12 protein-coding genes and 2 pseudogenes are annotated in these 21,497 nt (G+C 42.3%); 5 read left to right on the top strand and 9 right to left on the bottom strand.

Annotated features, from left to right (window positions below):
* Nucleotides 1-2: 2 nt before the first annotated feature.
* A complete protein-coding gene (locus NSTC745_RS18420; protein WP_445638437.1) occupies nt 3-1,997 on the bottom strand; it encodes an ABC1 kinase family protein in 1,995 nt (664 codons plus the stop codon).
* Between the two features lie 430 nt (nt 1,998-2,427).
* On the opposite strand from NSTC745_RS18420, the gene recN reads away from it, so the two are divergent.
* On the top strand, nt 2,428-4,176 hold the full coding sequence (gene recN, locus NSTC745_RS18415; protein WP_445638436.1) for a DNA repair protein RecN: 1,749 nt from the start codon (nt 2,428-2,430) through the stop codon (nt 4,174-4,176).
* A gap of 305 nt (nt 4,177-4,481) precedes the next feature.
* Here the strand turns inward: recN and NSTC745_RS18410 are convergent, their stop codons facing one another.
* Nucleotides 4,482-6,959 carry an ATP-dependent helicase gene (locus tag NSTC745_RS18410; RefSeq protein ID WP_445638637.1) on the bottom strand — a complete coding sequence of 826 codons (2,478 nt, stop codon included), beginning with the start codon at nt 6,957-6,959 and terminating at the stop codon, nt 4,482-4,484.
* A 445-nt stretch (nt 6,960-7,404) separates the two neighbouring features.
* Between NSTC745_RS18410 and NSTC745_RS18405 the strand changes: the two genes are divergently transcribed.
* The 3 genes from NSTC745_RS18405 (at nt 7,405) to NSTC745_RS18395 (ending at nt 10,975) form a co-directional block, all read left to right on the top strand.
* A complete protein-coding gene (locus tag NSTC745_RS18405; RefSeq protein WP_445638435.1) occupies nt 7,405-7,953 on the top strand; it encodes a pentapeptide repeat-containing protein in 549 nt (182 codons plus the stop codon).
* Between the two features lie 285 nt (nt 7,954-8,238).
* Entirely contained in the window at nt 8,239-8,820 is a 582-nt protein-coding gene (locus NSTC745_RS18400) for a hypothetical protein (RefSeq protein ID WP_445638434.1), read from the top strand.
* Nucleotides 8,821-9,127: 307 nt separating this feature from the next.
* Nucleotides 9,128-10,975, top strand: coding sequence for a vWA domain-containing protein (locus NSTC745_RS18395; protein ID WP_445638433.1), 1,848 nt, complete (start codon nt 9,128-9,130; stop codon nt 10,973-10,975).
* An 82-nt stretch (nt 10,976-11,057) separates the two neighbouring features.
* Here the strand turns inward: NSTC745_RS18395 and NSTC745_RS18390 are convergent.
* From NSTC745_RS18390 to NSTC745_RS18365, 6 genes and pseudogenes are all read right to left on the bottom strand, one after another.
* Nucleotides 11,058-11,327, bottom strand: a pseudogene (locus NSTC745_RS18390) (transposase); the annotation flags it as partial.
* A 235-nt stretch (nt 11,328-11,562) separates the two neighbouring features.
* Nucleotides 11,563-13,229: pseudogene (locus NSTC745_RS18385) on the bottom strand (IS1634 family transposase).
* Between the two features lie 363 nt (nt 13,230-13,592).
* Nucleotides 13,593-14,300, bottom strand: a complete 708-nt coding sequence (locus tag NSTC745_RS18380) for an actin-binding WH2 domain-containing protein (protein WP_445638432.1) — start codon at nt 14,298-14,300, stop codon at nt 13,593-13,595.
* A gap of 96 nt (nt 14,301-14,396) precedes the next feature.
* Nucleotides 14,397-15,104 carry an actin-binding WH2 domain-containing protein gene (locus NSTC745_RS18375; RefSeq protein WP_445638431.1) on the bottom strand — a complete coding sequence of 236 codons (708 nt, stop codon included), beginning with the start codon at nt 15,102-15,104 and terminating at the stop codon, nt 14,397-14,399.
* 170 nt (nt 15,105-15,274) lie between these two features.
* Nucleotides 15,275-16,813: an FAD-binding oxidoreductase gene (locus tag NSTC745_RS18370; protein WP_445638430.1), complete on the bottom strand. Its 1,539-nt coding sequence runs from the start codon at nt 16,811-16,813 to the stop codon at nt 15,275-15,277.
* 189 nt (nt 16,814-17,002) lie between these two features.
* Nucleotides 17,003-17,461: a DUF3592 domain-containing protein gene (locus tag NSTC745_RS18365; protein ID WP_445638429.1), complete on the bottom strand. Its 459-nt coding sequence runs from the start codon at nt 17,459-17,461 to the stop codon at nt 17,003-17,005.
* 246 nt (nt 17,462-17,707) lie between these two features.
* On the opposite strand from NSTC745_RS18365, the gene NSTC745_RS18360 reads away from it, so the two are divergent.
* Nucleotides 17,708-19,981, top strand: coding sequence for a glycoside hydrolase family 10 protein (locus NSTC745_RS18360; RefSeq protein WP_445638428.1), 2,274 nt, complete (start codon nt 17,708-17,710; stop codon nt 19,979-19,981).
* Between the two features lie 84 nt (nt 19,982-20,065).
* Here NSTC745_RS18360 and NSTC745_RS18355 read toward each other — a convergent pair whose 3' ends face one another.
* Complete coding sequence (locus tag NSTC745_RS18355) at nt 20,066-21,424, bottom strand: TrpB-like pyridoxal phosphate-dependent enzyme (protein ID WP_445638427.1); 1,359 nt, start codon at nt 21,422-21,424, stop codon at nt 20,066-20,068.
* Between the last annotated feature and the right edge of the window lie 73 nt (nt 21,425-21,497).

Raw genomic sequence — 21,497 nt, 5'->3', positions numbered from 1 at the left:
ATTCACTCCGAGGCCAATAATTGCCGAATTACTCTAGCTAAAGCCTTTTGCGTAAAGCGACTGGCCACTTGTTGACCCAAACGCTGTACGCCAGGATTTACCAATAACTGAGCAATTTTAGGCGCAAGTTCTACTGGGTCGAAGCCTCGTGTTTCTCGAAGAATATTCAATATACGTTTGATATGCTCCAAGGTTTGTTGTTGTTCAACTGTCGCAGCTGGAGTTTCATTAACTGCTGTCAATCCTACTCGTTCTCTTAATAAATAGGTAAAGTTATGCAAAATATTTTTACCTAAAGCATCAAGTCCATTAACAGATTCATCCACCAGCTTGTCGCGAATGAAAGCGCCGCGTTCAGATGATAGAAATTCTATCCCTTGATTCAGCACTAAATTAAAGTCATAGTCTTGACTATTACGCGCATTTTTCAACAAATTTTCTAAACGATTCCAGCGGAATCTGCCATCTTTAAATAATAAATCTTGCAATGATGCTCTTAATTCTGGCGCTGGGTCTGTTAACAGACGTTTAGAAACGTAAGGATAAGCTTCGCTGAGAACTTTAAAATTCGGATCTATAAATATTGCAATACCTTCTAAGGTCACCAAGGAACGAATAATTAAAGCGTAGTAGGGCGGTACCCGGAAAGGATATTCATACATTAAAGCCGATAATTCATCGGTGATACTTTTAATGTTGAGTTCAGCAACAGTGGCTCCTTGAGCATCAGCAAATACTCTAGCAAAAGCAGGAATAATTGGTGTTAAATCTGTTTCTGGTGATAAGAAATCTAATTTAACGTAGTCTTTTGCTAAGCCTTCAAAGTCGCGGTTAACCACGTGAACGATCGCTTCAATTAAACCATAACGCTGGGGTGGTTTAATCTCGCTCATCATCCCAAAGTCGAGATAAGCTAATTTGCCATCGGTTGTTGCTAACAAATTACCAGGGTGGGGATCGGCGTGAAAAAATCCATGTTCTAGTAGCTGGCGTAGGGAACACTGCACCCCCACTTCAATTAGATAACGAGCATCTATACCTTGGGCGCGAATTTCTGCTGTTTGGGTTAATTTAGTGCCGTTAATCCACTCCATCGTCAAAACGCGACGATTTGTATATTCCCAGTAAATTTTCGGAACGTAAACGTCTTTTATATGACCGTATAACTCGAAAAATCGTTCGGCATTTTCGCCTTCATGGATGTAATCCATTTCTTCAAAAATGCGATCGCCTAATTCATCAAGAATCCCAACTAAGTCGCTGCGTACCCGTTTAAACTTTTTCTGTACCCAAGCAGCAAGGTTACGCAAGATATACAAATCAATGGTAATCCGCTCTCTTAAGTCCGGACGCTGAACTTTAACGGCGACTTCTTCACCAGTTTTGAGCTTACCTTTGTAAACTTGTCCCAAGGAAGCCGCAGCAATTGGCTGGGGCGATAGTTCGGCGTAAATCTCTTGGGGAGGTGCGCCTAATTCTTCTTGAATAAACTGGTAAGCAATTTCGTTAGGAAAAGGCGGTAATTGGTCTTGTAACCTAGTTAATTCTTCTAGATATACGGGGGGAACCAAATCCGGTCTGGTGGATAAGGCTTGGCCAATTTTGATGTAAGCAGGCCCCAGTCTCGTTAGTAATTCTCGTAGCTGAACGGCTCGGCGGCGGTCATTTTTGACAACAATTCCCCGTTTACTATCAGACCACAACCCAAACACAAAGGAAAGTGTTGGCCTCAACACCGCGAAAATTCGCCCCAAAACTTGCAGCGGTCGGTTTTGGTAATGCGCCGCTATCTCCAAAGGATTGTAACGCGTCTCAGGTTCAGCTGTTTGAGTATCCCTTCGGGCTGCTAAAAGTCTTGGCGATTGCACTACCAAGCTTTGCGTACCATTTTCTTCTGGTACTACATCAATAATATGCAGTTCGCCTGGGCTAGTTTTGCCGTTGCGACTGTCCTCCTGAATCGATCCGGAATTAGGGGGAAGTGTCTTAACAATCATAGGGAAGGCCACCGCTGAGAATGAGGATGTTAAGTATTGTAACAATATGTTGAAGATTGGTCATCGGGCAAAGGGGAAGGTGGGGCCCCCTCTGGGGATAAGGGGCAGGGGGAAAGGGGAAAGGGGAAAGGGGAAGGGGGAAAGGAAAGATCCCTCCTTTTCCCTTTTACCTTTTACCTTTCCCCAAGGCGAAGCCATGTCCTCATCTCCCCATGCCCTATGCCCTATGCCCCATTCCCCACTGTTCATTGCTTTGCTACACTAATATGGGCGTATTAATTTAATAGTAGTAGGTATTGCTGCCTTTCTCGGTGCTGAGTTAAAAGTGCTAAGTCTTAAAGTAAAGACATGCGGCCTTACTAACTAACTCCGAAATTTTCTTCGTACTCACGACTGGGCACTTAGCACAATGGAAGGAGACTTTGGCTAGATGTTGCTTTGCTTGCGAATTGAAAACTTTGCCCTGATTGACGAACTAGAATTGGAGTTTGGCGCGGGACTCAATGTGTTAACGGGTGAAACTGGCGCTGGAAAATCGATTATCTTGGATGCTATTGATGCTGCTTTGGGCGGTAAAGTCTCTAGTCGAGTGATTCGGACAGGGACGAGTCGGGCAATGGTAGAAGCTACTTTCACTTCCAACCCGCCTTTAGCTGCTTGGCTGACGGAACAGGAAATCGATTTACTTGATGAAAATTCTGTAATTATTAGCCGAGAAATCAGCGCCACAGCTAGTAATGTCCGCAGCCGATCGCGGGTGAATGGTGTGTTGGTAAATCGGCAGGTAATGGCGGGATTGCGCGATCGCTTGGTGGAAATCACGGCTCAAGGTCAAACTGTGCAAGTGGGACAATCTGCCCAAGTCCGCGATTGGTTGGATTTGTACGGCGGTGACTCGTTAATGCAGCAACGGCAAAAGGTCGCTATTAGCTTTAGTGCTTACCAACAAGCGCATTTAGCACTAGAAAAACGCCGGACATCAGAACGGGAACGTTTGCAACAACTCGATTTGCTTACCTATCAAGTGCAAGAATTGGGAGCAGCAAATCTTAGCGAACCGAATGAATTGGAACAGTTGGCACAAGAGAGCGAACGTCTGAATCATGTAGTTGATTTGCAACAAATGAGCTACAAAATTTATCAGGCTTTGTATCAAAACGATGATGAAACTCCCGCCGCCGCAGATTTATTGGGAGACAGCGAAGCGACATTAAATGACATGGTGGAATACGACACCCAACTGCAACCTTTATTGGAATTGGTGAGGGATGCCCAAGCAGCTGTTATGGAAGTTGGAAGGCAGATTAACGCTTATGGCGACAGCTTAGAAGCCGATCCCCAACGGTTACAAGAAGTAGAAGAACGGGTTCGGGAATTAAAGCAAATTTGCCGCAAGTACGGGCCGACATTAACAGAAGCGATCGCCTATTACCAGCGTATCCAATCAGAATTAGCTCAACTCAATGACAGCGAACAATCTATTGAAAGTTTAGAACAGCAAGAAAAGGCGTGTTTTGAGAAACTCACCGAAACAAGCGATCGATTAACTCAACTCCGTAGTAAAGCGGCTGCTAATTTAGAATCGCGTTTGATATCCGAACTCAAACCTTTAGCAATGGAAAAGGTGAAATTTCAAGTTGAAATTTTGCCGACTTCTCCAAGTGCTATGGGAGCAGATAAAATTACCTTTATGTTTAGTCCCAACCCCGGAGAACCACTGCAACCTTTAACAGAAATTGCCTCTGGTGGGGAAATGAGCCGCTTTTTGCTGGCTTTAAAAGCTTGTTTTTCTCAGGTCGATGCAGCCGGGACAATGGTATTTGATGAAATTGATGTGGGGGTTTCTGGAAGAGTTGCCCAAGCGATCGCCGAAAAATTACACCAACTCAGCCAACGCAACCAAGTATTATGTGTTACCCACCAGCCCTTAGTTGCAGCAATGGCAGACCGCCATTTCCGGGTGGATAAGCAAATTATTAATCAAGGTAAAGGTAAAAAAGCTAACAATGGTAGCGTGGAGCAGCGTACCGTTGTACGAGTTACTGCTTTAGATAATTTAACTACTCGCCGGGAAGAACTAGCACAATTAGCTGGTGGAAAATCGGCAAGTGACGCGATCGCTTTTGCCGAATCTTTGTTATTGCAAGCCGCTAACCATCGTCGCAGGGAGCAGACGTAAAGGTGACTGGGGAGATGGGGAGATAGGGAGATAGGCGAGCAGGGGGAGAAATACTATATCTGATTGCAACTTGGTATAAAGCTCTTCCATTACTCTGGGGTAAAACCTTAATTTTTCGTTGGCTGAAACGGCGAAAATTCGTTAATTTTTCTAAGACTGACGGAAGAGCGATAAGAAAATTATTGCAGCATCTGAGTATCTTGCAGGGCTTTTCAAGTAATTGAACTACATCACTCCCTACTCCCTACTCCCCCATCTCCCCATCTCCCTATCTCCCCAGTCCCTTGCTATAGAATTAGCGAGATTTATTTGGCTATCATCGCCGAAGTGACGACACATTGAGGAAATTGGCGCTTTAATGCTCCAAAAACTGGACAAGGGGCTTGTTCTTGCAAATTTTCTGGTTTGCTCCAAGTAAAGGGGGCTTTGTGCGCCGCAGACATCCATAACAAAACCTTTGCTCGTGTCATGGCAACGTAGAGTAAACGGTACTCTTCTGATGTTTTTAACTGCTTTGCTAGCTCCCATGCTTGTGTCACATCTGGTATGGTAGATTCTCCGTGCAGAGCAGCACGAATTTGGGCGCGGGCTACTTCTGATAAGGTAAAATCCCCTAAGAACTGGCTTTGGGGAGGAACCCAAAATCTCCCAGGAATTAAGTTTTCGTGCAGAAAGGGGATAAAAACGTAATCCCAGTCCAAACCTTTGGCTTTGTGCATAGTAATAATCGTCAGTTGACCCCGACGGGTGTAACGTTCTTCTGAATCTTCGGTTTCCACTGGTTCAAACCGTTCAGAACTGACGATTTCACTCAAAGCTGACAGCATTGACCTCATTGAACTATTGCTAGCTATCTGCTGGTTTACCCGTTCTGCGAGTTTATCAGCAGTTGCCAATTCTGCCTGGTCGTAATTTAAGGTCAAAGCGAGGAAAGAAATTAGCTGATACAGAGGCAGTTCCAAACGAGCGCGGAGTAAACTCCGACACAAATGTGCAGCTTTTTGTACTGGTTCTGCTTGCGGCGCTGCTAGGGGGCTGGGATACAAAAATTCTTCTGGGAGACTAGCAAGGGCGTTGAGGTCTTGGGTAGGAATTAACTGACGCTGCACCAATGCTTCTAGTGCGGCTTTGAGGTAATCGGGAGAGTGGGGTCGATCGCAAAATTGCAGCAATGCCAAAATTTCTTGGGGTACATGAGAACGGCGATCGCGTTCTCCCACATCATAAAGTGTAATATTATGCTCCTTACACACAGGTGCTAGAGCCTCAGCTAGCCATCGTCCTTGGCGATTTTCGCGCACTAAAATCGCTGCACTATTTTTTGTTGGATCTTTGCCAAATAACTCGATCGCTCTTTGAGATAACAATTCAACAGTGTGAAAAATATCGCGCGGAGCGTACAATTCCAGCCCTAAACCTACTGGTGCTGGGTTAGCATTAGTTTGCGGATCGCTAGCGTCAACAGGAAGAATGGTTTGTAAGCGAAATGGTACTTGTCGGTTATCAGTATGAGGGAATGGGGATTGGGGGTTTGTTGCAGACCACTGATTATTGACCCATTTGAGAGCAAAGTTAGCAGCTTCAATAATTATTCTGGTACTGCGACCGGCTCGATCCATCGTCGCCAATCGTTGAATGCGATCGCACTCCTCACAAAATTGCCGAAAATAAATCGGATCGGCTGGGGTAAACGTCGAGTTAATCGCCTGGTTGGGGTCGCCGACCCGCACCAAGTTGAGTGCTGAGTCGGGAGTGGGGGAGGGTTGGGGTGATGGGGTGGAGTGATAGGGTGAAATTCTCTCCCCATCTCCCCATCTCCCCATCTTCCCATCTCCCTCATTACTCGCCAAAATCTCCAACAACCGCGTCTGTAGCGGGCTAGAATCTTGGGCTTCGTCTTCAAAGACCGCGAATACTTGGTTTTGCTCGATGCGGCGGGCACTGTCGTTTTCTAAAACCCGCAGTGCGGCTAAAATCATATCATCGTAGTCAATGAAGTCACGCGATCGCATTAAGTTTTGATATTGTTCGTACAATCCCGCTGCTACACTCAAAATTGCATATCGATCTGTGGTTTGTTGACTCCACTGTTGCAACAATTCTTGCGATATTCCAGAACTTTTCGCTTCATGGATGACTGTATTAGCTAATTCCGGTAAGACTTCTGTCCGCAATACCGATTGGCGACGTAACCTTTCTGTTTCTTCACCGTCAAATTGATGACCTTCTAATAAGCCCAAATATCGCTCTGGATTATTCGCAATCCATTGCTCTACCGCTGTGCGGATAAACCGATGACTTTGGGTTGGTGTAATTAATGTGGCGTATTCTAACTGCAACCCTGATAAATCGGGATGGCGGCTGGCAATATTCAACGCTAAACCATGCAAGGTATAGACAAAAAAGCCTGTTTGAGGTAGAGATAAATCCTCTCGTAAGTATTTACGAATTTTGGCTTTAATATTGGCAGCAGCGGAGCGAGTAAAGGTGACAACCACCAACTGACGGCGGGAGGAGGAACCCGACTGGGCAAAACCTTCGTACTGACGTGCGATGGCGATCGCCGCCGCCGCCGCCATCCCAGTGGATTTGCCTGCCCCAGGAACAGCAGAAATAGCTAGGGGCCCAGATTGCCAATCAGCCATTTGTTGCTGTCCGGGACGCAGACTATTGCGGATGCGTGCAATAGCTTCTGCCCGTAGAGATGACACGGGCGATCGCTCCAATACTTCTGAATCGAGATGTTCTTGAGGCACGGTAACAGTGAGGTTATTGTTTTGAATTTGGCACTCCCTCTTGCTACGTGTCTTGAAGCCACGCTCCGAGACACATCCTCAAGGGTTTTCAACGAGTCTTTTTATAATTATTGCGGTTAATCCAAACTCGACCCAACAATTCTAAAAAAATTAGAAAAATTTTTTTAACTGTCTTAACTGTCCTTGCATTTTCATTTAAATTTTGAAAAATTAAAAAGCGTCAAGTGTGCTTGTATACATTTCAAGCGACTTACGCTGTTCGCATTTATCAAGCTAGAGCCTTCAAGCCAAAGACTAGAACAGGCTTTTGCACTGACAAAATTTCAAAAAGACTCTTATTCTAAGGTCAAACATGAGCATTAAATCTTGGTTTCGTAGACTCTCTACTATTGCCCTCGCGATTCTCGTTAGCTTAACGATCTTTAGTTTGCCTGCTGACGCTTTCGTTAGCACAGATTACGAAAAGTTGCTTGTGACTAACGCCTGTGTTCAATGCGATCTATCAGGAGCCGATTTGTCAAATCGGGATTTATATGGCAGCGCACTCGATGGGGCAAATCTATCCAACGCAAATCTCTCTGGCGCCCTACTTAATGACGCAAAATTCAAAGGAGCTAATCTAACGAAAGCTAATCTATCAGGGGCTATCTCGATGGGAACCGACTGGTCGAATGCCAACCTAACGGGGGCTAAGCTTACTGGGGCAGATTTATATAATGCTCTTTTGAGTAACACAAAGTTATTAAACGCGGATTTAACCGATGCAGATCTAACAGAGGCCATTATCTCTGATGCAGATTTGTCTAATGCCGTCGGAAAAAATGCCAAGTTAAGGTCAGCAATTTTCTCTCGAGCTATTCTATCGGGAGCGGATTTTTCCAGTAGCTACATGAGAAATGCAAAGTTACCAGAAGCAACGCTTAAGGGAACTAAGCTATCTGGGGCAGATCTGTTTAATGCTTTGATGCCTGACGGAACTACCTATAATGGAGATGTCACTAAGTTTGGTGCTGTGCAGTAAGACCTGAGTCCTGCTTTAGTGTGACTTGAAAAGCTGAAAATTCAAAAAGATGTAGTAGCGTGACAAGGCTAAAATAGTGCATTAGGAGTAGGTTGGCTTGAGGAACGAAACCCAACACCCGTATCGATGTTGGGTTTCGCAGAGCCTCAACCCAAGCTACAATTTTTGCTTACCCAAAAACCTCTCAAACTCTTATTCCTTTGTGTTTTGTGTGGTTAGATTTTCTTTGACGCACACTAAAATAAAATTATCCTCAACTTAAACTTATCATGCTTATCTAAGCTCATGTCATCTCTTACAGAAGGACTCAATCGAATATTGATTTGGTTAGATGAACATTATACTGACATTGCTTCTTCTTTATCACCAGGATTAAGCTATGGTGAAATAACTAAAAAAATCGGAGATTTACCCTTTAAATTATCACGCGAAGTTTACGAAATTTTTCAATGGCGTAATGGTAGCAATAATAGTATTTTTGGTGGAGCATCACTTTTTTCTCTGAATGGTTCGCTGACATTATATCAAGATTTTAAAGACTATTTTCTCGATTCAGATATCAAAGCATTTCCTATATTTGCTAATGAAGATAGTGCAGAATATTATTTTGCAGTCTGTGAAACTTTAGAAGAATTGCCAATAATTACAATTGGTTTCGACGAGCCAGAGATAATTGTCAAATACACCAGCCTTACTAACATGATTTTATCAATTGCAGAAGCCTATGAATCAAAGGTATTTATTCACAATGAAAGGTATGGATATATTAAAATTATCAACCCTAATTTGTTTCAATCTATTCGTTATAAATATAATCCTAAAAATAAAGTAGATCTACTTTACGAGAAGCAACTGATAATTAGATAGTTATAAGTTTAATTTATTTAGAATAATAAAAATTTACCTGCATTTATGAGCAAAGTTTAATACTTATTCATCGCTAATTGGCTGATTAGCTTGTCTAGTTGCATAAAATTTTACTAAGTACCCTATCTATGGCATTGTTTTTTCAAACTGATATGGCGATCGCTCATAACATAGATATAAAACTTTACATTCAATGTTCTAGTTGACACTGAACACACTGGTTTCTGGGTAAACTAAAAACAGCACTGGCTATCCGAGCAGCATAAGGCTTTTAGCTCATCACAGACAACTCAAAGGGGTATACAAAATGCTCAAGACAAGTTACGACTTTGACCAGGCTATCCTACCCGCAGGCTCTTCATTAAAGACTAATATTCTGCTACGTTTTCGTGCTGATGTAGCTGAATCTCCTCGACGGAACCTGAATCTTTCATTGGTAATTGACCGCTCAGGCTCTATGGCAGGCGCTCCCTTGCATCATGCCCTCAGAGCCGCTGAGTCTGTGGTGGATCGACTTGAGCCAGAGGACATTCTCTCAGTGGTTGTTTATGACGATGAGGTGGACACAGTTGTAACACCCCAGCCTGTGAAAGACAAAGCTGGACTCAAAAATTCTATTAAAAAAGTCAGAGCAGGCGGTATTACTAACCTATCTGGCGGATGGCTCAAAGGCTGCGAACATGTCAAAAAGCAACTCGATCCGCAAAAAATCAACCGCGTTCTCCTGCTGACCGATGGTCACGCCAATATGGGTATTCAAGACCCGAAAGTACTGACGACAACATCGGGGCAAAAAGCTGAGGAAGGCATCACCACAACTACCTTAGGTTTCGATCGGGGGTTCAATGAAGACTTGCTGATTGGGATGGCAAGGGCGGCTAACGGCAATTTCTACTTCATTCAGAGCATCGATGAAGCAACTGAAGTGTTTAGCATTGAGCTAGATAGTCTCAGAGCAGTAGTAGGACAGAATCTCAAGGTGACAGTTGAGTTGGCTGATGGTGTCAAGCTGATAGATACCTTAAGTTTGGCTAAAGTTAGCCAGAATAAAGCTGGTCAAACTGCGATCGCCTTGGGAGAACTTTATGAGGGTGAAGACAAACTTTTGGGATTGAGTTTAGAGATATCCGCTGCTCAAATTGGCGAATTACCTGTGATGAAGATACATTACAGTGCTGATGTTGTGCAAAATGACGTGATTCAAAATGTCTCCGGCACAGCGGATGTCGTTGCCAAAGTCGGCACTATTGAAGAAGCAGCCCTCGCTTCTTCGAGCCATATCATCCTTGAACTCAGCCGCCTCACCATCGCTAAAGCTAAAGAGACAGCCCTTGATTTAGCCGAGCATGGCAAACATGAAGAAGCTGAGCAAATTCTCCGATCGCTAGTGAAAGATTTGCGCGATAAAGGGTTAAATGAGAATTTTGAAATTGCTGAAGAGATAGATCAGCTAGAATATTTCGCGGGTCGCATCGCCCAAAAAGCCTTGGGTAATGCCGGACGTAAAGAACTGCGGGATCAGAGTTACCAGACAATGACCCGCAATCGTAGCGATTTAGCGGCTCGTGGCGTCACGGCTGGGGATGAAATCTATGCGATGCCGGTTGTCAATGAAGTCGGCTCAGGCGTAGAACTACACTGTGTGCGTGAAGGCGGTAAGCTGCGAATCAAAGTCATATCCGATGGCTACGATTCCACCAAGAATGTCCAATTTCCTAGAGCGATTCGTGCCGAAGGCGCACGCTATGTAGTTGAAGGACTAGAACCTTCAACTGATGGCTCTTTCTACCGCGTGCGTGGTAACATAACCCGCCTGACTCGACCTGGCGAAGCAGATATCTTCGTTGCTCCCAGACAATCGAGGTCAACTAGCACAGGTAAAGCATCCAAAGGCCCTGCTAGTGCTGCCGACCTACCCACAACTGATATTGTCAAGGATGGTGTTCTCGTTCAATGTGTCAAAGATGGCAGTAAGCTACGTGCTAGAGTAGTTTCTGACGGGTATGAACCGAATTGGAACATGCGTTTTCCGCGATCGGTTCGCGAAGAAGGAATGCTTTACGTAGTTGATGAAATCAAAATCGGCCCTGATGGCAAGTCTTATATTGCCTGCGGTGAAATTAAGCGATTTCTGCAACCCACCATTACCAATTGAATTGATGTTAGAAGATTGTAAGTAATTCAAAATTCAATATAGTTGAATTAAATGGACGAAAGCTATGTAACCTCAGTTCGGGTTAAATATCTGAAGGTAAAAGCCACTCAAGTTGAAGGCTAGGTTTCTTAGGTTGGTGACAATAAGCAATTAATCCGCACAGAACATTAACACAAAAATTAATAGGACTACGATGTCTGGAATGTTCAATTTGGGAAATGTTTTTAAGTTGGTCGTTGATGGTTTCAATGATGGAGCGTTTACGGGACAAAAGCTTGTCGTGAAGACACATCACCTTGTTCTTCATATTGCGGCATGGTTTAGCAAAAAATTCAATTCCGAAGTCTTGTAAAAGTTTATATCCCTGATTCCGCACCTAAAACTGTCACAAAAGAAATGACAAGAAATTTGGGAGCTAGTTTTTAATAAAAACCAAAGTCATGAGGGATGGAAAGTCAAAAATCAAGCTGGAGTTCGGAAAAAATGGATGGTTATAAAAAATACTGCATAAAAAAGTAGAGTTACTGAAAATAGAGTGAGTAACTCTTGCAAAAGTTGATAAAAGGAAAGCTTAAGTAAAATGATAATCAAACTAATAAATAGTAGCGACGACAAGCATTAGGAAAGAATTGTAATATCCATAATCTTTCATCAGAGAGGTTTGATATTTGTGAAACACCATTAACAATTAATAAATGGATACCTTGGAAACATTGAAATATCCACCTGAGAGTGGGGCGGGGTGTCAGTTTACCTAATTGGTTTGCGATTTTTTTGTTTTGAGCCAATAAACTTTCACGTAATTGTCGTTGCCCTAAAGTATAAACCAACAAACATAAACCCATAATCATAGATAACGCTTCAATGCGCTCCGGTGACTTGAGAAATATGCTGTCTGTCAAGAATAAAGGGTCTTTGAAAAACGCAAATCCTCTTTCACATGATTGTTGACCTTTATATTCTTTAATCATGTCTGAGTGGCTCAGTTGGGATTCATGAATAACATTAGTTGCTAAAATAAATTTTCCCGAAGCGAGATTTTCTATTTCGATTGCCTCTTTATCCTGTTTTAGCCGCGCTGAAATCTGATAGCAATATTTCCAATTAGTCTGAGAGTTATTTTTGCTTTTACTCTCTGACTTTAACTGTTTTTTAGATATTTTAATTTCAGTCAAACGATGATATTTTAATTGCCTTGATAGATGTAATGCCGCTTTTTTGGCATCTCGATGACAAGCAAACTCTTCATTACATAATTTAGTGAGTTTTTGATCGGCATTTGTTTGAGCTTGCTGAACACGGCGCATCAGCTGTTTAAAATCTGCTTTTTTCCGTTCTTGACTTTCAACTATCAGCCATCTTTGCTCGATTCCAGCATAGTTACTAGATTTGACTATATATGAATAACCTGCTATCTCACTTTGGATTAAATCTTTGTCGTCTATTTCTAATAGTATTTGCTTGGCTAACCCCACTGTCAATGGTACTCTGCATAACCATTTGAGGCTTTTCATCAAATTCAGATTTTCGGCACTATATAATGCACTGTCTGCTACCATTAACGCATCTATATCAATATTCTCTCGAAAATTAACGAGAGTTTTGGCAAAAGTTTTCGTATCTGATTGATTTCCTGACGCTGCTTTTAAAAAGATGGGAATATCCTCATCACTACTACAAATTAACTCGATAATAAATTGTTTTAAATCTGGTCGATGATCTCTTAAATAACCATAAGTTATATTTATTAGTTGTGGTACTAACTCTAGGAGCTTATCTTCATTTTCTGTGGAACCATTTCTTTCAAAGGCTACTTCGGGTAAACCAGTTTTATATTCTCCGTGCAGATGCAATGAAGAAGAATCTAAGTGTAGCGATGATAAATCCACTCCATATTTTTTTACTGCTGCTAACGCTATCAAAGTGAAAATTCCACTTAATCCTTTTAAATATAATTGGTCTAATACTCAACAAGCCTGTCGTCATTTAAATGTTCTGGTAATACTCCTTCTCCTATCAAGTGTTCGCAGGCATAGCTATCCATATATTTCGGAAACATATATAATGTTCCAGATACAAACCCTAACCCGTTTACTATCATTGCTTTGACCGCCTGACCCGCGCTTACCTTTTCTTGTGGGTGCTGTCCAAGTATTTTATTTATTTGGTCTACCAACCCTATTTCATTAATAATTCCTGCTATTATCCCCAGGTGATTTAGATTTTTTACTTCAATGCTCGAAGACGAATTCATTTTCACACTACTTTCCATCAACTATTTTTAGCTTTTCATGATGGAAGCTTATAGAGTGCTAATCTTATTTACTTTTTGGCTTCTACCCTATTCTGGCTATTAACTTTATTTCTGTGTCTCTATCGTCTCAATTTTTATCAGTAGTCTTAATTTACTTACTGCTTTCTCTGTGTGCCAGTTTTAGGTGCAGAATGTGGGTTCTACCGATAAATAAAGACGGGTTGCAACCCGTCTCAATAGCTTGAAAGTGCAAATACACCTTGTATAATATTGAAAGTAACACAGTTATCTTTGTAATAGTTGCCAATTTGCCAAGTCCTAAAAAAGATTGTGAAGCTTTCTATTACAAATTTTGGTATTAAATTAACGGAAACCTAAAATTTCAGAAATCGCGGCTATTATATCAAGATAAAAGTTTCCTTTCACGGCTCGAAATAATTCAAATTGCGATCCAGGGGCACCAAAAAACGGTCTAAAAAACCATCCTAATTGCATACCTACAAAAGCATAAAGCAATAACCAAAATCTTAAAATAGTGGTACGGGTTGTTTTGCCTACTTCATCTTGTTGAGAAAGTAATTGTATCCCCTCATAAAGAAATTTCACGCCAAAGATACCTGTGATTCCAAATATTGATACATTCAACAGTTTGAAAAATTGATAAGAATCTGGGGTAGTTATCAGAAAAAATAGTGTAACTGGTGCGAAGCTGAATAAAAGTACGCTAATCACTGATACAGATGTGAGCAAGACAACGAAATGTTGTTGAATAGTACTCCGCGAACCAAACAAAACATTAAAAAAGAACAAAGTTGGAAAACAAATTATTAGTGTTAATAAATAAAATGCGGGAAGTTTGATAGCACTGGATAATGCTTGTGCCCAACCGTTGGATGCACCAATAATTGCGCCATAGATGGCAAAGCAAATCGAACTAGCTACAAACAAAGAACTGATTTTATTTTCTAATCTTATTCCCAGACGAATTTCTTCTAAAAATGATTGGCGATCGCGTAGTAAATTCACCAAAACATTAAATTGCTTAACGCCGCGAGATTGCTTTTCCAACATAATGCTTTTTTGGTCGATCTTTGGTATGATTACTAATTTTTAGACTATTGTGACTCCTGTTAGCGCAGCGGGGCGTAGCCCATTCTGAATTCTTCCCTAATGACGAATTCCCAGCAAGTAGCTGATAGCTTGAATCACGCTAAGATAAAAATTACCTTCTCTTTCGCGAAACAATTGAAATGCAGAATCAGGCGTGCCAAAAAATGGTCTGAGAGTCCATCCTAGCTGACTACCGACGAAAGCATAAAGAAACAGCCAAAATTGTAAAATCTTCTGACGTGTTTTGCTACCTTCATCATCTTGTTCTAAAACTAAACTCGTGGCTTGATATAACGAGGAAATACCAATAAATCCAGTTAGTGCAAAAATAAAAACATTTAAGAGAATTAAAAATTGGTAATTATTGGTAGTCAGTAAGAAAAACAGGGTAATAGGTGCAAAACTAAATAAAAGTACGCTAGTCACCGAAACTGCGGTCAATACTAATGCTAAATGCTGTCCAAAAGTCCGCTTTGAACCGAAAATAACGTTAGCAAAATACAACGTTGGGATACAAATCAGCAGTGTAATTAAATAAAGGGCTGGGAGTTTGATGGCCGAAGACAAAGCTTGCATCCAGCTATGATATGCACCGATAATTCCGCCATAGACGGCGAGGAATAAGGAACTACAAACTAGTAGAGAAATGATTTTATTTGGTAATCTTGTACCTTGGCGAACTTCCTCTAAAAAACCTTGGCGATCGCGCAAAAAACCAATCAGTACTGCAAAGTATTTGATTCCCCCAGATTTCCGTTCAATCATATTATCCTCACACACATATTATCTATCTAATTAGAACTCAGAATTCAGAATTCAGAATTAATCAGGCTTGGATATGCAAGCTTGATAATTTAAACAAAATTCACTAAGTATAAAACCATTAGTTTTTCAACCATTCTAACTTTTGACTCCTGAATTCACCAATTCTATTGTTATGAGTAGTCACCACCAGAGCCGTACTTCCAAGCATCAATCAAACGATGCCAATAATATTGTTGTTCGCTTGGTTGATTCTTCATCCATGTTTCTAACATTGGACTTAACTTAAATAAGGTAGTATAAATACCTAAATTACTGTAATGTAGCATCCAATCTAACAAACTTCCCAAACCTAGTTGGGGAATTATTTTGATAACTATTTCTGGATGAGAGAAATTAGTTTTTAACAGTGTTTGCGTCAGGGGCCAAAATTGTACTATATCTTGTAAAAATGGCTTCAGTACTGGCGTACCTAACTTTTGCATTTCTTCAAATACTGCTGAGAGTAGTTGGTTAATTCGATCTGGGGGAATTTTCTGATTTACACTAACACTCATGGCTTTTTGAAATAACCAGGTAACAGTCAAACTTGGCTGATACGGTTGCAGCAGTGACAGTGCTTTTGCTGATAATTGTTCGGTTTGCAACGCTTCGTCAATGCCAAATGTTAAACGCTTTAAGTGACGCACCATCGCACCAAAACCGCCAAAACTCAACGGAGATTGGTTACCGCTGCTATCTCCCACTGGTAGAATGCGATTCCAAGGAGTTTTGAGGGGACTTTGGCGAAAGCTGGGAAAAAAGCCAAACAACGCCCGTTGAAATTTCAGCTGACTCAATTCCACACCCTGATATTCTGGTAGCAAACGCAGATATTCCTCAAAGAAAGTTGACAAGCTGAAGCGTTGGGGATGTGCATCCATGTAGGTAAACAAGTAAGTAGTTCTACCGTCTCTAGCTGGGAAGGCTTCCCAGAAGTACTGGCACTGATTGTGCAAAGATGTAAATGATAACAACAAATCGCCTGAGTTATTTTCCGGAAAACCTTTAGCGCAAGTTCCCACCACTAAGCAAAGGGCGTCTGGTTTTTTTCCTTGACGTGCTTGTTGTGTGATGGGAGAAAAATGTCCCATTGCGTCGATTAATAACCTAGTTTTGAATTGGCTATTTACCATCACCCCATCTGGATGCACCACCGCTTCTTTAAAAGGTGTGTTTTCTAATAACTTTCCCCCAGCATTGAGAAATCGCGTTTTTAATGTAGCCAGTAAATATACAGGATCTACACCGATATTCAAAACATCTTCTACCCAAATTTCTGTACCACCATGAAAGCCTACTCGTGCTGGGTTATATTGAGTGGCGATCGCAGTTTCTAATTCCTCCTCAGTCAACAAATTCAATTCCACGAACACATCTAATTCTTTACGAGAAATATTCCACTCTTGTTCCCTCCCCCGCAGAATCCCCCGTTCCATCAACGCCACCCGCAGCCCCTTCACAGCTAAAGCCGAACCAATTAAAATTCCTAAGGTGCCACCGCAGATAAGCACATCCCAGTCTGCAACGCCTAAAGGCTGCTGACTTTCTGTAACTAATGTTGGTATAGGTGCAGTATTTTCTCTTAGGGATGTTAAGATGCGATCGCTCTGACGCAAGCCTGCTAGAACATCGCCCGGTAGTTGGGAAAGAATTTCTTCGGTTAAAGACATTTTGAAAATCTAAACTCTATATTCCCAAGCTACCTGAGAATTGACTAATAGTAGTTCGCAATAGTGAACTTGGCTCTTTAAAGGGTAAAGGGGAAAGGGGAAAGGGAAAGGGATTTAAAACCTTTTCCCTTTACCCCTTCCCCTTTCCCCAGCCCTCACTAGCGCATTTTTGGGTTAACAGACTACTAGTTACTCACCTGAAGACCAGCGTACAGGCAAAAATGCGCCCAGGCTATAAACAACGGCGAATCCACCCATAGCAAACATGCCCCAAGGTACTAAGCCTTCAAGCGAATTCACCACACGCGCAGTCTTTATTGGTTGTTTGGGATCGTAACGTACCACAACTATCTTGCCGTTGCTGGAACGGTAAGACTCATAACTGCCTGTAAAGCGAGTGCGTTCGCCGTTGGCTAGAAACTCGATAACTGGTGCATAGGTTTCTTTTTCTTGATTGTTGTTACTGGTGCGATCGCGACGGCTGATGCTGTCCACCACCGTACCCCGCGTTTCCTTTAGCGTTGCAATTTCGTGCGCGGTTATGTTACGCACCCAAAAACCGCCCCCAACGAACAGCAACCCAAGGAACAGCCCAATACCTGCGCTGAGTTTCTCGTCAAAAGTACTTTGGTGAGGTTTGAAATTCATGGGTTTAAGGATACCACAACAATAAACTTCATCACACCATCTCACACTCATTCACACTCAACAGTCATCGTTTTTATTTGTTACAGTTTCCCTACATTTGAAACATTTTTTTCTGGCACTAGTAACCTTATAACTGCGTCAACTATGTTGCTGCTAAATTGCTGTATCAGTTTTCCTGGTATGGCAATTTAACATTTATATGGAATCGAATGTAACCAATTAACCGACGTTTAGTAAATAGAAGTAATGACAACTCAGTTTTGGGAAAAAAGCAGAAAAATTAATGCGACTCTAAATAATTTACTATTTAAACCTGTTAAGAGATGGGTAGTACTAGGTCTAAGCAAGCTTGGTGTAGCCCGTCAACAGATATGGTCTTTGAGCGATCGAGCTTGGTGGCTTTTGAGAAAGCGTCTGCTGCCGTTATTGTGTGTAATATCATTCTTTGCAGTATTGCAACTCAACAGCTTTGCCCCTGCTGTTGCCCAATTACCTCGCCAAGAAATTCGGGGCGTGTGGCTCAGTGGTAACGATTTTAGCGTTTTTAGAAATCGCTCACAAGTCCAAGCTGGTATGAGCCAACTGCGAAAGTTAAACTTTAATACTGTTTATCCCGTAGTCTGGAATGATGGTTATACACAATACCCCAGCGCCATCATGCAGAAAGAAGGTATTCCTTTTTTCTTCAAGGGAACAGAGGGGCAAGATGTGATTGCAGACATTATTAGTCAAGCCCGCAGCCAAGGATTACTAGCAATACCCTGGTTTGAATTTGGTTTTATGGTTCCTCTAACTTCGGAACTGGCGTCACAGCATCCAGATTGGCTAACACAAAAGCAGGATGGAACTCAAACTTCAATTAGTGCTGCCGGTGAAGTAGCGTGGTTGAATCCCTTTCACCCCCAAGTGCAAAGCTTTATCCGCGAACTCGTGATGGAAGTAATTACGAAATACAATGCTGATGGCGTTCAATTTGACGATCATACGAGTTTACCCGTAGATTTTGGTTACGATAAGTACACGATTAGTCTATATACTCAAGAAACTGGCAATCCTCCTCCACCCAATCCCCAAGCCCAAGCATGGATAAAATGGCGGGCAGATAAAATTACTGCCTTCATGGTAGACCTCTATCAAAGTGTGAAAGCCCAAAAACCAAATGCTATCTTCTCAGTTGCTCCTAATTACTATGATTTTGCTTACAAGCTGCAACTGCAAGATTGGCTCAACTGGGTAAGGTTGGGCATTGTTGATGAGTTAGTTATGCAGGTGTACCGTAATGATTTGGAAAGTTTTATCGGTCAAATTACCCGCCCAGAAATTTTAGAAACTCAACAAGTCATCCCAACTGGTATTGGGATTATGGCGGGGTTACGAAATCGTCCAGTTTCCATAGCGCAAATCCAATCTCAGGTAGTAGCAGCGCAACAGCGCGGTTTAGGTATCGGCTTTTTCTACTATGAAAGCCTTTGGGATATCGCGCCCGAACCAGCACCCCAACGCCAATCGGCGTTTGCGGCTCTTTTTCCTAATTCAGCATTGCGCGACATCTCTCAAAACACACCCCGCCAGCCAACTTTTAACACCGTATCCCTGCCTTTATATCCAAAGCCTTCCCTCGGTCAGCGCGTTCGCGGCTATTTTTTGGAAGTGGCGATCGCCAATGGTCAACCAAAACGTGTTTTATTAGATACAGGCTCAGCAGGCTTAAGAGTTCCCCAAGAGTTTTTAGGTAATGCTCCCATCCAAAGAACAGGTCAAACTATCAAGGAAGAATTAAGTGATGGTACTGTATTGGAAGGCGAATTAGTTTATACTAATGTCCGGTTTGGTTTGATTCCCACCGCAGAACCGATTCCCGTACAGGTTGTTACTAGTCGCCAATGTAGTGCCCAAAAACCCAATTGTTCGGCAAAAAGTGGTGCGCCATTTTCCGGTATTATTGGTGTCAACTATTCTGAAAAGTCACTGCCCTATAACCCGCTGAGAAAATTATCAGGTAATCTGAGTAACGGATTTATTGTCATCGGAAATGGTGGTAGTAACAGCAATGGCAGCCTAATTCTCGGTTTAACCGCCCAGAATCAAGCAGGTTTCAAAACAGCCTCTTGGAGTCAACAACCCGAAATTAATGGCGTACCTGGTAACAGATGGGACTCTCGGCTAGGCAAAGTTTGTTTAACTCTTGCTGGAAGTTCTGCCAAAAATTCTTGTAATGCCGCAGCGATCGCTGATACTGGAACTATTAATGGTTTAGCTGAATTCAAGTCAGCTTCTACAGCAGGAAAACTCAAACCAGGAGTGCTGGGTTCGGCAAATACTGTGAAAGTGGCAATGAATGGCATTTTTGATTACAGTCTCAAACCAGGAAATCGCGACGGATTTAATCGCTGGAATTTGAGTATCTCACCACAATCACAAATGAGTATATTTGTAAATCCTGGAATTGCATTTTTTGATAAATACGATGTACTCTTCGACCAAGTTAATGGAAAACAAGGTTTTCGGAGTCGGCGGTAATATCATATCTGTCGCTGGCTCCCCTTAACCCCCTCCCCGCGTGCGGGGTGGGGTTGTTTGCCTGTTGCCCGTTGGCTGCTATAACTACTGAACTACAGGTAATCCAGCTAGCGCCATTGCCACTTCAGCAGCACTATATTCGGTATCAACAAGCTTTCCGGCTTGATAATCAATATAAGCTTGCATATCAAAGTGTCCGTGGCCGCAAAGATTAAATAGGATAGTTTTACTAACACCTTCTTCCTTGCAACGTAAAGCCTCGTCAATCGCTGCTTTGACTGCATGGTTCGCCTCTGGCGCTGGTAAAATTCCTTCTGCTTTTGCAAAAGTTAATCCGGCTGCAAAGCAACCAAGTTGGTATTCAGCACGCGATTGAACTAATCCCAAATTCACAATATGGCTGACCAAAGGAGCCATACCGTGATAGCGCAAGCCTCCAGCATGGATGCCTTCCGGCACAAATCCACTACCCAAAGTGTGCATCTTCGTTAGTGGAGTCAGGTGGGCAGTATCCCCAAAATCATAAGCATATTTGCCGCGAGTTAATGAGGGACAAGCTGCTGGTTCCACAGCTATTACTTGTATATCTCGTTCTCCTCGCAGTTTCGCACCGATAAATGGAAAAGCAATTCCGGCAAAGTTACTACCGCCACCCGTACAACCGATAACAATATCGGGGTAATCTCCTGCCATCTCTAATTGAGTTAGTGCTTCCAGTCCAATCACTGTTTGATGTAGTAGTACGTGATTGAGAACACTGCCTAAAGCATACTTAGTTTGTTCGTCAGCTGCTGCTACTTCCACGGCTTCACTAATGGCAATACCCAAACTGCCTGTACTGTTGGGATATTCTGTAAGAATCTTACGTCCGGCTTGGGTTTCATGACTGGGGCTTGCCACTACCCTAGCACCATAGCTCTCCATTAACGCGCGGCGATAAGGCTTTTGTTGATAGCTAACATTAACCATGTAAACTAGCACTTCCAAACCAAATAATGCTCCAGCAAATGCTAAAGACGATCCCCACTGTCCCGCACCTGTTTCAGTAGTTAATTTTTTTACTCCTGCTTCTTTGTTGTAGTATGCTTGAGCAACAGCAGTGTTTGGTTTATGGCTTCCGGAAGGGCTAACACCTTCATACTTGTAATAGATTTTAGCTGGTGTATCTAAAGCTTGTTCTAAACGACGGGCACGATAAAGAGGAGTCGGTCGCCATTGGCAATAAATCCAGCGTACTGCCTCCGGTATCTCAATCCATCTTTCGACAGTAACTTCTTGTTCAACTAGTGCTAAGGGAAACAGAGGCAATAAGTCATCTGGTGTAATTGGCTTACCAGTACCTGGATGTAAAACTGGCGGTAATGGCTGCGGTAAATCAGCTTGGATATTGTACCAAGCTGCTGGCATTTGGTCTTCACTGAGAATGTATTTAATTGTTTCCATATAAACTTAATCCAGGTAAATTAACATATAGCAGGCAACAGACAAAGAAAGTCTGTTGGTGTCTGGGTTTTAC

It is taken from the genome of Nostoc sp. DSM 114161 (genome assembly GCF_052692665.1).
Note: the sequence above shows the minus strand (reverse complement) of the source record. Positions and strands in the feature narration are given on the sequence as shown.

What these genes read in the sequence shown, in the direction of transcription:
- NSTC745_RS18370 (WP_445638430.1), bottom strand. Translation starts at nt 16,813, where the DNA reads ATGTCTTTAACCGAAGAAATTCTTTCCCAACTACCGGGCGATGTTCTA.
- NSTC745_RS18375 (WP_445638431.1), bottom strand. Translation starts at nt 15,104, where the DNA reads ATGATTGAACGGAAATCTGGGGGAATCAAATACTTTGCAGTACTGATT.
- NSTC745_RS18365 (WP_445638429.1), bottom strand. Translation starts at nt 17,461, where the DNA reads ATGAATTTCAAACCTCACCAAAGTACTTTTGACGAGAAACTCAGCGCA.
- NSTC745_RS18395 (WP_445638433.1), top strand. Translation starts at nt 9,128, where the DNA reads ATGCTCAAGACAAGTTACGACTTTGACCAGGCTATCCTACCCGCAGGC.
- NSTC745_RS18420 (WP_445638437.1), bottom strand. Translation starts at nt 1,997, where the DNA reads ATGATTGTTAAGACACTTCCCCCTAATTCCGGATCGATTCAGGAGGAC.
- NSTC745_RS18400 (WP_445638434.1), top strand. Translation starts at nt 8,239, where the DNA reads ATGTCATCTCTTACAGAAGGACTCAATCGAATATTGATTTGGTTAGAT.
- NSTC745_RS18380 (WP_445638432.1), bottom strand. Translation starts at nt 14,300, where the DNA reads ATGTTGGAAAAGCAATCTCGCGGCGTTAAGCAATTTAATGTTTTGGTG.
- recN (WP_445638436.1), top strand. Translation starts at nt 2,428, where the DNA reads ATGTTGCTTTGCTTGCGAATTGAAAACTTTGCCCTGATTGACGAACTA.
- NSTC745_RS18355 (WP_445638427.1), bottom strand. Translation starts at nt 21,424, where the DNA reads ATGGAAACAATTAAATACATTCTCAGTGAAGACCAAATGCCAGCAGCT.
- NSTC745_RS18360 (WP_445638428.1), top strand. Translation starts at nt 17,708, where the DNA reads ATGACAACTCAGTTTTGGGAAAAAAGCAGAAAAATTAATGCGACTCTA.